Annotated in this window: 11 protein-coding genes and 1 pseudogene; 6 read left to right on the top strand and 6 right to left on the bottom strand. The window is 57.7% G+C overall.

Going from position 1 to position 13349, the window contains the following annotated elements:
* Nucleotides 1-20: 20 nt before the first annotated feature.
* Nucleotides 21-392, bottom strand: a complete 372-nt coding sequence (locus LGL98_RS24490; protein ID WP_136031334.1) for a carboxymuconolactone decarboxylase family protein — start codon at nucleotides 390-392, stop codon at nucleotides 21-23.
* 91 nt (nucleotides 393-483) lie between these two features.
* Between LGL98_RS24490 and LGL98_RS24485 the strand changes: the two genes are divergently transcribed.
* From LGL98_RS24485 to LGL98_RS24475, 3 genes are all read left to right on the top strand, one after another.
* Complete coding sequence (locus LGL98_RS24485) at nucleotides 484-1392, top strand: LysR family transcriptional regulator (RefSeq protein ID WP_136031336.1); 909 nt, start codon at nucleotides 484-486, stop codon at nucleotides 1390-1392.
* A gap of 227 nt (nucleotides 1393-1619) precedes the next feature.
* Complete coding sequence (metF, locus tag LGL98_RS24480) at nucleotides 1620-2507, top strand: methylenetetrahydrofolate reductase (protein ID WP_002882952.1); 888 nt, start codon at nucleotides 1620-1622, stop codon at nucleotides 2505-2507.
* A 145-nt stretch (nucleotides 2508-2652) separates the two neighbouring features.
* Nucleotides 2653-3534 carry a DMT family transporter gene (locus LGL98_RS24475; RefSeq protein WP_168435283.1) on the top strand — a complete coding sequence of 294 codons (882 nt, stop codon included), beginning with the start codon at nucleotides 2653-2655 and terminating at the stop codon, nucleotides 3532-3534.
* Between the two features lie 63 nt (nucleotides 3535-3597).
* On the opposite strand, the gene gldA is transcribed toward LGL98_RS24475, so the two are convergent.
* The 3 genes and pseudogenes from gldA to LGL98_RS24460 form a co-directional block, all read right to left on the bottom strand.
* Nucleotides 3598-4701 (bottom strand): bifunctional L-1,2-propanediol dehydrogenase/glycerol dehydrogenase, encoded by a 1104-nt coding sequence (gene gldA, locus LGL98_RS24470; RefSeq protein ID WP_016162055.1) that lies wholly within the window; start codon nucleotides 4699-4701, stop codon nucleotides 3598-3600.
* Between the two features lie 54 nt (nucleotides 4702-4755).
* Nucleotides 4756-5418, bottom strand: a complete 663-nt coding sequence (gene fsa, locus LGL98_RS24465; RefSeq protein WP_136031340.1) for a fructose-6-phosphate aldolase — start codon at nucleotides 5416-5418, stop codon at nucleotides 4756-4758.
* Between the two features lie 205 nt (nucleotides 5419-5623).
* Nucleotides 5624-6610 (bottom strand): annotated as a pseudogene (locus LGL98_RS24460) (AraC family transcriptional regulator).
* Between the two features lie 24 nt (nucleotides 6611-6634).
* Here LGL98_RS24460 and zinT point away from each other — a divergent pair.
* Nucleotides 6635-7285: a metal-binding protein ZinT gene (zinT, locus tag LGL98_RS24455; RefSeq protein WP_004187297.1), complete on the top strand. Its 651-nt coding sequence runs from the start codon at nucleotides 6635-6637 to the stop codon at nucleotides 7283-7285.
* Between the two features lie 43 nt (nucleotides 7286-7328).
* Here zinT and ppc read toward each other — a convergent pair whose 3' ends face one another.
* Together ppc and argE are read right to left on the bottom strand one after the other, a co-directional pair.
* Nucleotides 7329-9980, bottom strand: coding sequence for a phosphoenolpyruvate carboxylase (gene ppc / locus LGL98_RS24450; protein WP_136031342.1), 2652 nt, complete (start codon nucleotides 9978-9980; stop codon nucleotides 7329-7331).
* Nucleotides 9981-10238: 258 nt separating this feature from the next.
* Nucleotides 10239-11390: an acetylornithine deacetylase gene (gene argE / locus LGL98_RS24445; RefSeq protein WP_136031344.1), complete on the bottom strand. Its 1152-nt coding sequence runs from the start codon at nucleotides 11388-11390 to the stop codon at nucleotides 10239-10241.
* A 113-nt stretch (nucleotides 11391-11503) separates the two neighbouring features.
* Here argE and argC point away from each other — a divergent pair, with 113 nt between their 5' ends.
* Together argC and argB are read left to right on the top strand one after the other, a co-directional pair.
* Complete coding sequence (gene argC / locus LGL98_RS24440; protein WP_136031346.1) at nucleotides 11504-12508, top strand: N-acetyl-gamma-glutamyl-phosphate reductase; 1005 nt, start codon at nucleotides 11504-11506, stop codon at nucleotides 12506-12508.
* Nucleotides 12509-12514: 6 nt separating this feature from the next.
* Complete coding sequence (gene argB, locus LGL98_RS24435) at nucleotides 12515-13291, top strand: acetylglutamate kinase (protein ID WP_085955164.1); 777 nt, start codon at nucleotides 12515-12517, stop codon at nucleotides 13289-13291.
* Nucleotides 13292-13349 lie beyond the last annotated feature (58 nt).

The following is a 13349-nucleotide window of genomic DNA, read 5'->3' as shown; positions in this document are numbered from 1 at the left end:
GCGCTGCCTGGTCTTTTTTGTTAGTGCGCCGCAAAAACCGCTTTGGCGGCAAACAGGCCGTTTAGCGCCGCCGGGAATCCGGCATAGACTGCCATCTGCATGATCGCTTCCGTAATCTCCTCTTGCGTCAGGCCAACGTTTAATCCCGCGGCAATGTGTACTTTCAGCTGTGGCTCGGCGTTACCCAACGCCGTGAGTGCGGCGATGGTAGCGATTTCCCGGCTGCGCAAATCAAGCCCTGGCCGGGCGTAAATATCGCCGAAGGGGAACTCAATCAGATAGCGGGCGAAATCGGGGGCGATATCCCGTAGGCTGTCGACGACGGCTTCCCCGCCCTTACCATCCACCCGCTGAAGCATTTCCTGACCGATGATATAACGTTCGCTGGACATCGTTTTTTCCTCTCTGTGATGGTGCGTTAAGAGGAAGGGTAGGGAAGTGTGCCGGACTTGAGTAATACCCTTTTCGTGATACCTTTTCAGTATGACAACTTCACGATTACATTCCCTCGATATTCGCCTGCTGCGCGCCTTTGCCGTGGTAGCGGAGGAAAATAACATCAGTCGGGCGGCGCAGCGGTTATTTATCTCGCAGCCGCCGCTGAGCCGCCATATGCGCCATCTGGAAGCGCAGCTGGGGGTGACGCTGTTTCAGCGCCATAGCAAGGGCCTGATCCTGACCGACGCGGGAAGAGAGGTGCTGGAGATGATTCGACCTCTGCTGGCGCTCCAGGAACGCACGCTGGCGGCATTGAGCCAGCTCTCCGCTCACTCGCCGCAGCCCTTGCGTCTGGGCGTGACGACCGCCTTCGAACAAGGCATTTTCGCCGCTGTTGAATCTGCGCTGAGCGAACATACCCGCGCGTTGCATATCACTCGCCACGCTTCACCGGCGCTGGCTCAGCAGGTGCGCAAAGGCAAACTCGATGCGGCGCTGGTCGCGCTGCCGCTCAATACCGAAGGGCTGCACCTGCATCCTTTGCCGTATCAGGAGCCGCTCATCGCGGCATTACCTGCCTCCTGGGCGGAAGCCGCCAGGCCAGGGCTGACGTTAAGCGCGCTCAATCATCGGCCGCTGTTCTGGTTTAAACGCGAGCGCAATCCCGATTTCTTTGACTACACGCGCCGCATTTTCGACCGGGCTGGCTATGCCCCGACGTATGTGGAAGAGCCGGCCGAGCATGATGTGCTGCTGGCGCGTATTGCGCGCGGGGAAGGCATGATCCTGCTGCCGGCGTCCTTTTCCGCGATCCAGCGTCAGGGGGTGGCGTTCTGCCCGGTGGCTGAGGGCGACACGATGCCGTTAAGCCTTGGAGTAATCTATGCGCCCCACCAGGCAGAGTCCGTGCAGCAATGGCTTTCTCTGCTGGATGATCACCTGACGACTCGCTAGTCTCAGGCTGAACATCGTGCTACCCCATATTGACTGCAGAGCGAGCTCTTTCGGCTGGCAAAGCGCCGGAATATGAATTTTTTTCATTTTAGAGGCCTATTCCTCACTCTTTACGCAGATTTTTCTATTGACGCCCGCGCGCTTTTCCGTCATTTTTACATCTGGACGTCTAAACGTATAGAAGTTCGCAATATAACAGCCATTACATGCGATTGATGAGGTAAGGTATGAGCTTTTTTCACGCCAATCAGCGGGAAGCCCTGAATCAGAGCCTGGCGGAAGTCCAGGGCCAGATTAATGTGTCTTTTGAATTCTTTCCGCCGCGCACCAGTGAAATGGAGCAAACCCTGTGGAAATCCATCGATCGCCTGAGCAGTCTGAAACCGAAGTTTGTTTCGGTAACCTATGGCGCGAACTCTGGCGAGCGCGATCGCACCCACAGCATCATCAAAGGCATTAAAGAACGAACTGGTCTGGAAGCAGCGCCGCACCTGACCTGTATCGATGCCAGCCGCGATGAGCTGCGCACTATCGCTCAGGATTACTGGAACAACGGTATTCGCCATATCGTCGCCCTGCGCGGCGACCTGCCGCCGGGCAGCGGTAAACCGGATATGTATGCCGCCGATCTGGTGACGCTGCTGAAAGAGGTGGGCGATTTTGATATCTCTGTCGCCGCGTATCCGGAAGTACATCCGGAAGCGAAAAGCGCACAGGCGGATTTACTGAACCTGAAACGCAAAGTAGAAGCAGGGGCCAACCGCGCGATCACCCAGTTCTTCTTCGATGTGGAAAGCTACCTGCGTTTTCGCGATCGCTGCGTCTCGGCGGGCATCGACGTGGAAATCATTCCCGGAATCCTGCCGGTCTCCAACTTTAAACAGGCGAAAAAGTTTGCGGATATGACCAACGTCCGTATCCCGGTGTGGATGTCAAAAATGTTCGAAGGGCTGGATAACGACGCCGAAACCCGTCAACTGGTGGGGGCGAATATCGCCATGGATATGGTGAAGATCTTAAGCCGGGAAGGGGTCAAGGATTTCCACTTCTACACCCTGAACCGCGCTGAGATGAGCTACGCCATCTGCCATACGCTGGGCGTACGCCCGGCCTGAGTTTTCATTAACGTTTAGTGCGATGGCGAAGCCGGTATTCGCCATCGCTTTTTTTTTGCCCAAAACGCTGATACAGGTCAGGGGTGAGCAGAAGATAAAGCGCGTATAGTGCCAGCCTGATAATTGACAGGGATGGGTTATGGTAATGGCAAGGCAGAGCGATCCACTGGCGTTTGGCGGGTTGGTGTTATTAACGCTGATCTGGAGCTTTAGCTGGATCGCGATGAAGCAAGTGACGAGCTATATCGGCGCTTTTGACTTCACGGCGCTGCGCTGTATTTTTGGCGCCGTAGTGCTATGGATAGTGATGTTGATCCGCGGTAAAGCGCTCAAGCCGACGCCTTTCGGCTACACCCTGGCAATCGCGTTATTGCAAACCTGTGGCATGGTCGGTCTGGCACAGTGGGCGCTAATGAGCGGTGGCGCCGGTAAAGTGGCGATCCTGAGTTATACCATGCCATTCTGGGTAGTGGTGATGGCCGCGTTATTCTTAGGTGAGCGCATGCGGCGATGGCAGTATATCGCCATCGGGGTGGCCTGCGTGGGCCTGATACTTGTACTTCAGCCGTGGCAACTCGACTTTACTTCCCTGAAAAGCGCCTTGCTGGCGATCCTCTCCGGCGTGAGCTGGGGGGCAGGTGCGATCGTCGCGAAGCGTATGTATACCCGGTATCCGCAGGTTGATTTGCTGGCGCTAACGACATGGCAGATGCTATATGCCGCCGTAGTAATGAGCGTAGTGGCCTGGCTCGTCCCGCAACGGGCGGTAGACTGGCAGCCCCCCGTTTTCTGGGCCCTGGCTTACAGCGCGATCCTGGCAACGGCGCTGGCCTGGAGTCTGTGGCTTTTTGTACTGCGTAATTTACCGGCAAGTATAGCCGGTCTGAGTACGCTGGCCGTACCGGTCTGTGGCGTGCTATTTTCCTGGTGGCTACTACATGAAAATCCAGGAAAGGTGGAAGGTTGTGGCATTGCGTTGATAGTACTGGCGTTGGCGATGATCAGTATCAAGAGACGAGGGGCATAGCCTGTTCCGGCCCGCAGAGATGCATAAAAAACACCCGACTGACGCCGGGTGTTTTGCTCTGGTTTATTCCCATTCCTGCAGGAAGCGCTGACCGTACTGGTCGGCCACCAGCAGCGCGGCGTAGACCTGGTCGGAATCAACGCCGCCCGGCATATTGTGAATGGTTTCGCCTTCAGCGCAGGCGGCTTCCGCCACCAGGCGCATTTTGGTCGGGATATCACCTTTGATATCCAGCTGCGCCAGGGTGATCGGCAGCCCAACGCTGTGGCACAGCGCGGCGACGGTCTCTATTTCGTCCACCGGCGCATTTTCCAGCACTAGCTGCGTCAGGGTACCGAACGCCACTTTTTCCCCGTGATAATAGTGGTGGGCGTCAGGGATGGCCGTCATGCCGTTATGAATCGCGTGCGCCGCCGCCAGACCGCCGCTTTCAAAGCCGACGCCGCTCAGGTAGGTGTTGGCTTCCACCACTCGCTCCAGCGCCGGGGTGACCACGTGCTGTTCGGCGGCCAGCATCGCTTTTTCACCCTCTTCGAGTAAGGTGTTGTAGCACAGCTCGGCCAGCGCCAGCGCCGCCTGAGTGCATTTCCCGCCCGCCATGGTGGTGGCGCCGCTACGGGAGCAGGCGCGGGCTTCGAACCAGGTGGCCAGCGCATCGCCAATCCCGGCAGCCAGCAGGCGGGCCGGTGCGCCGGCAACAATCTGCGTATCGACAATGACCATGTTGGGGTTGTGCGGCAGCATCAGGTAGCTGTCGAACTCCCCTTCGTCGGTGTAAATCACCGACAGCGCGCTGCACGGCGCATCGGTGGAGGCGATGGTGGGGGCGATCGCCACCGGCACATTCATAAAGTGGGCCAACGCTTTCGCGGTATCCAGCGTTTTACCACCGCCGATCCCCAGCACGGCGGTGCACTTCGCACTGCCGGCGATATCGCGCAGACGGTTGATTTCATTATGCGAACACTCACCGCCGAACGGCGCGATTTCCGCCGCCAGGCCGGCGTCGGCCAGGCTTTTACGCAGCATCTCTTCCGCAAACCCCAGTACGAACTTATCACCGACCACCAGCCAGCGTTCGGCCAGCGGTTTCAGATAGTCGCCGAGGCGCTTGATGGCGCCTGCGCCCTGGATATATTTGCCTGGTGATTGAATAATGCGATCCATTTCGATTCCTCCTCGATGACCGTGACGCCGCCCGCAGGCGGCGCGCGGATCCGGTTACAGGTTCAGCGTGCCAAAGGCGTTATTCCAGTCCTGTTCAAACTTCTCTATGGCTGACTCTACCGCAGGGGTGCCGAGCATTTGTTGCGCTACATCTAGTGGAAGGGTGATTGCTTCGCAGCCAGCCAGCAGACAATCCAGCGCCTGGCGCGGCGTTTTGAAGCTTGCCGCCAGAACTTTGCTCTCGGGCGCATGCATTTCCAGTAGAGATTGCAGCTCCTGCACCATGCGGATGCCATCCCCGCCCTGGGCGTCGACGCGGTTAACATAAGGTGCGACGTATTTTGCTCCGGCCAGCGCGGCCAGCAGGCCTTGCGAGGCGCTGTAGACGGCGGTACCCAGCGTTGGAATGCCTTCTTTCTTCAGCAGTTTGATAGCGGCGAGCCCTTCGGCGGTGACCGGGATTTTAACCACGATGCCCGGCACGGCGTTGCTCAGGCGTTTGGCCTCTTCCACCATACCCTGCGCGTCGCGGCTCATGGTTTGCGCGAAGAGGGTGCCCTCTGGACCAACGGCTTTTTGCAGGCGCGGCAGTACATCCCAGACCGGGGTTTTACCGGCGGCGATAATGCTCGGGTTGGTCGTTACCCCGGCCAGCGGGTAGATGCGGGCCAGGCGTTCCACTTCGGCGACGTTGGCGGTATCCAGATAGAGTTCCATAATGTTTTCCTCAATACTTAATTCGGTTCTGTCGTTGAGGTAAGCATACGGCTTTCGTTCGAAGGATCACCAGATGACAAATTTGCCAAAAACTGGATAAATGTACGCATCACGAGTAAGGATGATTTAGATCACATTTATCGACGATGCCTGGGATGGGAGGAAACTTTAGCGCGCACAAAAGTCAGGTTTAACACACAAAAATCTAGTTTTTGGCCGGGGATGATTTTTCCGTCAGCTGGCTGTGATATTGACGGCGATACTCAGACGGTGAGCGCTCTGTGGTTTTGCGAAACAGCCGGCAGAAGTAATTGCTGTCGGCGAAGCCGCAGGCGTGGGCGATATCCTTCACTTTCATGTCGTGGCCCTTCAGCAGCATACGGGCTTGTTCGAGACGAATATGGTTCAGATATTCATTGAAGCCCATTGGCCCACATTTCTGGAATAAATGAGAAAGATAGTTGGGAGAGAGGTAGAACGCCTGGGCCACCGATTCCCGGCTCAGCGGTTCCGCATAATGGATGTCCATATATTGGCGGATCGCTTCAAACAGCGCCTGGCTGCGCGAGGAAGTTTGTGCCTGGCTGCCGAGAAGATCATGGCAGTGGCTCAGCAGGCTGACGACGATGCTGCGGGCAGTTCGCTGCTCCTGCGGTTGCATCCGGAGCTCATTGAGCGCCTGCAGCAGAAATGAGCCGACACGCGGCCCGCGGCGCAGCGCCTGCCGCTTTTCGACAACGGTTATCGCCTTGCCATTCCAGTGCTGCAGCGAGCACTCCAGCTGCTGCTTATCGAACAGGATGCTTAACAGCAGGCAGGGCGCTTGCCACTGCGGGCAGTTCCAGCTATCGCCAGGAATATAGAGCACGTCGTTGGCGTCGAGGGGAGGGGCGTTATCGCCGAGCGCCTGGTCGCGCAACTGCCCATCGAGGAGGATATTCAGACGGGGAAAATCCACTTGCACCACCGGCTCAGCAGGCGAGCGCACCTCGCCGGTAAAATGAACCCGGCCGATGCCATTCTGCTTTTTTAGCAATGAATCAATAAGCTGATTGATATCGTTGTCCATCATTCTTCCGTTCAGCGCATCACCTCTTTCATCATACCGAACATTATTCCAGCGGTAAAAGCGCCAGTCTGTCGCTCTTGCTTCTCAGTGAAGATATGTTATATCGTAACAATTTGTCGCCATTGATATCAAACTCAGGAGAGAGTAATGACCAGAAAGATCCCCCTACTGGCCTTGGGATTCGGCATGGCGTTAGCCAGCGCCCAGGCGTTCGCCCACGGCAACCATAGCCATGGACCGGCGTTAACCGAAGTCGAGCGTCAGGCCAGCGAAGGTATTTTTGCGGATAAAGATGTGCAGGACCGCGCGCTGAGCGACTGGGAGGGCGTCTGGCAGTCGGTGAACCCGTATCTGCTCAACGGCGATCTCGATCCGGTGCTGGAGCAGAAGGCGAAAAAGCCCGGCGGCAAGAGCGTGGAGGAGTATCGTGCCTATTATAAGAAGGGCTACGCCACCGATGTGGAGCAGATTGGCATTGAAGATGACGTCATTGAGTTCCACGTTGGCCAGACCGTTAATAGCTGCAAATACCGCTATTCAGGCTACAAAATTCTGCATTACGCCTCCGGCAAGAAGGGCGTGCGTTATCTGTTCGAGTGCCAGCAGGGCGATGCCAATGCGCCGAAATTTGTGCAATTCAGCGACCATATCATTGGCCCGCGTAAATCGCAGCATTTCCATATTTTCATGGGCAATGAATCACAGGAGGCGTTGCTGAAAGAGATGGATAACTGGCCGACCTATTATCCCTATGCGCTGCATAAAGAGCAGATCGTTGATGAGATGCTGCACCACTAGAATGGGTGAAAAATCCCCCGGCCGGGCGGCCGGGGGTGATAGATTAGCCGGTGTTACGCATCCCGGCGGCAACGCCGGCGATGGTGACCATCAGCGCTTGTTCAACGCGCGGATCCGGGTCCTTACCCTCTTCTTCAGCCTGGCGTGAACGGTGCAGCAGTTCCGCCTGCAGGACGTTCAGCGGGTCGGTATAGATATTACGCAGCTGGATAGACTCGGCGATCCACGGCAGGTCTGCCATCAGATGGGAGTCGTTGGCGATGGCCAGCACGACGTTGATATCGGCAGCCAGCAGCTTACGCAGCTCGGTACCCAGCGCCCACAGCTCTGGTTTCACCAGGCGCTGATCGTAGTACTCCGCCAGCCACAGGTCGGCCTTCGAGTAAACCATCTCCAGCATACCAAGGCGAGTAGAGAAGAACGGCCAGTCGCGACACATGGCTTCCAGTTCACTCTGTTTTCCACCTTCGACTACCTTCTGCAGCGCAGCGCCAGCGCCCAGCCAGGCTGGTAGCATCAGGCGGTTCTGGGTCCAGGCGAAGATCCACGGAATGGCGCGCAGCGACTCGACGCCGCCGGTTGGGCGACGTTTTGCCGGACGCGAACCCAGCGGCAGTTTGCCCAGCTCCTGCTCCGGGGTCGCGGAACGGAAGTAAGGCACGAAATCTTTGTTTTCCCGCACGTAGCCGCGATACATCTTGCAGGAGACGTCGGACAGCTCAGCCATGATATCGCGCCATTCGGCTTTCGGCTCCGGCGGCGGCAGCAGGTTGGCTTCCAGAATGGCGCTGGTATACAGCGACAGGCTGCTGATGGTCACTTCCGGCAGGCCGTACTTAAAGCGGATCATCTCGCCCTGCTCGGTGACGCGCAGGCCGCCTTTCAGGCTTCCCGGCGGCTGCGAGAGCAGCGCCGCGTGGGCTGGCGCGCCGCCGCGGCCGATAGAGCCGCCGCGACCATGGAACAGCGTCAGTTCGATACCGGCTTTTTCACAGGTTTTGATCAGCGCGTCCTGCGCCTGATACTGCGCCCAGGAGGCGGCCATCACACCAGCATCTTTGGCGGAGTCTGAGTAGCCGATCATGACCATCTGCTTGCCCTGGATAAAGCCGCGGTACCAATCGATATTCAGCAGCTGGGTCATGACGTCGTTGGCGTTGTTCAGGTCGTCCAGCGTTTCGAACAGCGGGGCCACCGGCAGAGCAAAGCCAATCCCGGCCTCTTTCAGCAGGAGATGAACCGCCAGCACATCGGACGGCGTTTTCGCCATCGAGATCACGTAGGCGGCGATCGATCCGCGCGGCGCCTCGGCGATCACCTTGCAGGTGTCGAGAACTTCGCGCGTCTCTTCGCTGGGCTCCCACTGGCGCGGCAGCAGCGGACGTTTGGAATTCAGTTCACGGATCAGGAAAGCCTGTTTGTCGGCTTCTGACCAGCTTTCGTAATCGCCGATCCCGAGGTAACGGGTCATTTCACCCAGCGCTTCGGTGTGGCGGGTGCTTTCCTGACGGATATCAATACGCACCAGCGGTACGCCGAAAGACTTCACGCGGCGCAGGGTGTCGAGCAGCTCGCCGTTGGCGATAATGCCCATGCCGCAGGCCTGCAGCGATTTATAGCAGGCGTACAGCGGCTCCCACAGCTGCTCGTTCTGCGTGATCAGTCCGGCCGGTTTCGGCAGCTTCTGACCTTTCAGACGCGCTTCCAGCCAGGCCTGGGTCTCCATCAGCTGAGCGCGCAGTTTTTTCATCAGGTAACGGTACGGTTCCTGAGCGCCCTCGGCGCCGGCCAGGGCGCGCAATTCGTCGGTACACTCCACCATCGACAGCTCGGAGATCAGCACCTGCACGTCTTTGAGGAACAGGTCGGTCGCTTTCCAGCGGCTGAGCAGCAGCACGTGGCGGGTGATATCGGCGGTCACGTTCGGGTTGCCGTCGCGGTCGCCGCCCATCCACGAGGTGAAACGCACCGGGACAAAGTCCACCGGCAGCTGGTAGCCAAGGTTGGCTTCCAGCTGTTCGTTCAGCTCGCGCAGATAGTTAGGCACCCCCTCCCACAGGCTGTTTTCCACCACCGCGAAACCCCATTTGGCTTCATCGACCGGGGAAGGGCGGTGCTTACGAATTTCATCGGTATGCCACGACTGGGCGATCAGCTGGCGCAGACGGCGCATCAGCTGATGGTGCTCGTAGTCAGCGATATCTTTGTTGTCCAACTGCTTAAGGCAGTTGTTCACTTCCACCATTTTATGGATTAGCGTCCGGCGGGTGATCTCGGTCGGGTGGGCGGTCAACACCAGCTCCAGAGACAGAGATTCCACCGCTTGTTTGATGGTCTCTTCGTTGAGATTGGGTTGGTCTTTGAGCTTTCTCAGGGTACGCGCAATGACTTCCGGATTGCTGGCCGCTTCGCCATTGGCCGAAATGCTGTGGTACTGCTCAGCGGTGTTGGCCAGATTCAGAAACTGGCTGAAGGCACGGGCCACCGGCAGCAGTTCGTCGTTAGACAAATTCTGCAGCGTGGTCAGCAGCTCCTGGCGGTTAGCTTCGTTGCCGGCGCGTGAAGATTTGGACAACTTACGGATAGTTTCGACACGATCAAGAATATTTTCTCCCAATGCATCCTTGATGGTATCGCCCAGCACCTTGCCGAGCATACTGACATTACTACGCAATGCGGAATATTGTTCGTTCATGTTACCCCAGACACCCCATCTCATTTTATTTTGTTATATCCGCTGCGCTGGAACGTGAGCAACGGATAAGCAACCCGTCTTTTATAAAGCCACGTAAATACCCCCACGTCAATTACTGCGAAATCGCTTCAGCAAACGAGTAAATCGCCGTAATTTGCGAAATTTAATTCAGGGGTCGCTGGATAAGCATCGCTTATGGAAATGTGACGATCGTCACCGTTCCGCCCCGGGAGAGCGGGGCGGAAAAAGAGGGCGATTTTAGTGCCAGCAGAAGTGGTGGACCACCTGGCTAATCAGCTCCCGGGTCGGCTTGATAAAGCGCGTCTCCAGATACTCGTCAGGCTGATGGGCCTGATTGATGGATCCCGGGCCGAGCACCAGCGTCGGACACAGCGTCTGGATAAACGGCGCTTCGGTGCAGTAGTTCACCACATCGGTCTGGGCGCCAAGCAGTTTCTCAACCACCTGCACCAGCTTATGGTCCGGCGGGCACTCGTAGCCAGGGATCGGCGGATGCAGCTCTGAGACCGTCAGGCGGCCCGGCCAGCGTTCGCTGACCGGGGCCAGCGCCTCGCCCAACAGACCATTAAGATCGTTAAGGGTCATCCCCGGCAGCGGGCGGATATCCATATGCAGTTCACAGCAGGCGCAGATACGGTTTGAGGCATCGCCGCCATGGATAGCGCCCAGGTTGAGGGTTGGGTAAGGGACCGTAAACGCCTCGAAGTGGTAGCGCTCCTTTAGCAGATCGCGCAGCTGCATAATGCGGCCGATGGCGTCGTGCATCAGCTCAATGGCGTTGATCCCGCGCGCCGGATCGCTGGAGTGGCCGGACTGGCCCTGAATACGGATCGCGTTGGACATATGGCCTTTGTGGGCGCGGATCGGCTGCAGGGAGGTGGGCTCGCCGATGATGGCACAGTCCGGGCGCAGCCGGGTGGTTTCGGCAAAATAGCGCGCGCCGGCCATGCTGGTCTCTTCGTCGGCGGTGGCCAAAATATACAGCGGCTTTTTTAGTGTGGTGACGTCGACATCGCGCAGGGCGTCGAGAATAAAGGCGAAGAAGCCTTTCATATCGGCCGTGCCGAGGCCGTAGAGCTTGTTATCGTGTTCGGTGAGGGTGAACGGGTCGCGCGTCCAGCGGCCATCATCGAACGGCACGGTATCGGTATGCCCGGCGAGCAGCAGGCCGCCGGCGCCGTGTCCGGTGCTGGCCAGCAGGTTGAATTTATGGCGCGTATCCGGCACCGGCTGTACCTCAACATTGAAGCCGAGATCGCGGAACCAGCCTGCCAGCAAATTGATTAAAGACTCATTGCTTTGATCGAGAGCCTCTTCGGTCGCGCTGATGGACGGTGTGGCGATCAACGCGCGGTAAATCTCGATAAAGGGCGGTAAATTGTTTTTCATTGTTGACACACCTTGGGTCGTGATAGTATCAATATTCATGCATTTATTGTGAATAAAAATACAATATCGTTGAGCGTAAGAAAACCCATCGAATGTAAGGAGATGCGCTTCCAATGTTAAATACGCTGATTGTGGGTGCCAGTGGTTATGCCGGCGCAGAGCTGGTGACCTATATCAATCGTCATCCGCATATGAACATAACCGCTTTAACGGTCTCCGCGCAAAGCAATGATGCGGGAAAATTAATTTCCGACCTGCATCCGCAGCTCAAAGGCATTGTCGATATGCCGCTGCAGCCGATGTCCGATATCAGCGAATTCAGCGCTGGCGTGGACGTGGTGTTTCTCGCCACCGCGCACGAAGTGAGTCACGATCTGGCGCCGCAGTTCCTTGCTGCCGGCTGCGTGGTGTTCGATCTCTCCGGTGCCTTCCGCGTTAACGATGGGGCGTTCTACGAAAAATATTACGGTTTCACTCATCAGCATCCCGACCTGCTCAAACAGGCGGTGTATGGTCTGGCGGAGTGGAGCGCGGATGCGCTTAAAGACGCGCAGTTAATCGCAGTGCCAGGCTGCTACCCGACGGCGGCGCAGCTGTCGCTGAAGCCGCTGATTGATGCCAGTCTGCTGGATCTGAACCAGTGGCCGGTAATCAACGCTACCAGCGGGGTGAGCGGCGCGGGTCGTAAGGCCGCGATCGGCAACAGCTTCTGTGAAGTTAGCTTGCAGCCGTACGGCATATTTAACCATCGCCATCAGCCGGAGATTGCCAGCCACCTCGGGGCAAAGGTAATTTTTACCCCGCACTTGGGTAATTTTAAGCGTGGCATCCTGGAAACCATTACCTGCCGCCTGAAGCCGGGCGTTGGCCATGCGCAGATCGCGGCGGTTTACCAGCAGGCTTACGCCGATAAACCGCTGGTACGTTTATATGATAAAGGCGTACCCGCATTGAAAAGCGTCGAGGGTCTGCCATTCTGTGATATCGGTTTTGCCGTGCAGGACGACCATCTTATCGTCGTCGCGGCTGAAGATAACCTGCTGAAAGGCGCCGCAGCGCAGGCGGTGCAGTGCGCGAATATTCGTTTCGGCTTCGCTGAGACGCAGTCTCTTATTTAAGGTGTGATGATGAACCCATTAATTATCAAACTCGGCGGCGTTTTACTCGATAGCGAAGAAGCGCTGGAGCGCCTGTTTACCGCACTGGTTAACTACCGTGAAGCGCATCAGCGTCCGCTGATTATCGTCCATGGCGGCGGCTGCGTGGTGGATGAGCTGATGAAACAGCTTAACCTGCCGGTACAGAAGAAAAATGGTCTGCGCGTTACGCCGGCTGAGCAAATAGACATCATCACCGGCGCGCTGGCGGGTACCGCCAACAAGACGCTGCTGGCGTGGGCGAAAAAGCACGGTCTGGCCTCTGTCGGCCTGTTCCTCGGCGATGGCGATAGCGTGAAGGTGACGCAGCTGGATGCTGAGCTGGGCCATGTCGGGCTGGCGCAGCCGGGCTCCCCGACGCTGATCAATACCTTGCTGGCCGGCGGTTACCTGCCGGTGGTGAGCTCTATCGGGGTGACCGACGAGGGCCAGCTGATGAACGTCAATGCTGACCAGGCGGCGACGGCGCTGGCTGCCACCCTGGGGGCGGATCTTATCCTGTTGTCTGACGTTAGCGGTATCCTCGATGGTAAAGGGCAGCGTATTGCCGAGATGACCGCCGAGAAAGCGGAACAGCTGATCGAGCAGGGGATTATCACCGACGGCATGATTGTGAAAGTGAATGCGGCCCTCGACGCCGCACGTGCCCTGGGCCGTCCGGTCGATATCGCCTCCTGGCGTCACGCCGAGCAGCTACCGGCGTTATTTAACGGCACGCCGATCGGCACACGTATTCTGGCTTAAGATTTCATGCCCGGCGGCGCGTTGTCTGCCGGGCTTACAGACTGTAGGCCGGGAGGCA

This window comes from Klebsiella africana (assembly GCF_020526085.1).
GTDB classification, from domain to species: domain Bacteria; phylum Pseudomonadota; class Gammaproteobacteria; order Enterobacterales; family Enterobacteriaceae; genus Klebsiella; species Klebsiella africana.
Note: the sequence above shows the minus strand (reverse complement) of the source record. Positions and strands in the feature narration are given on the sequence as shown.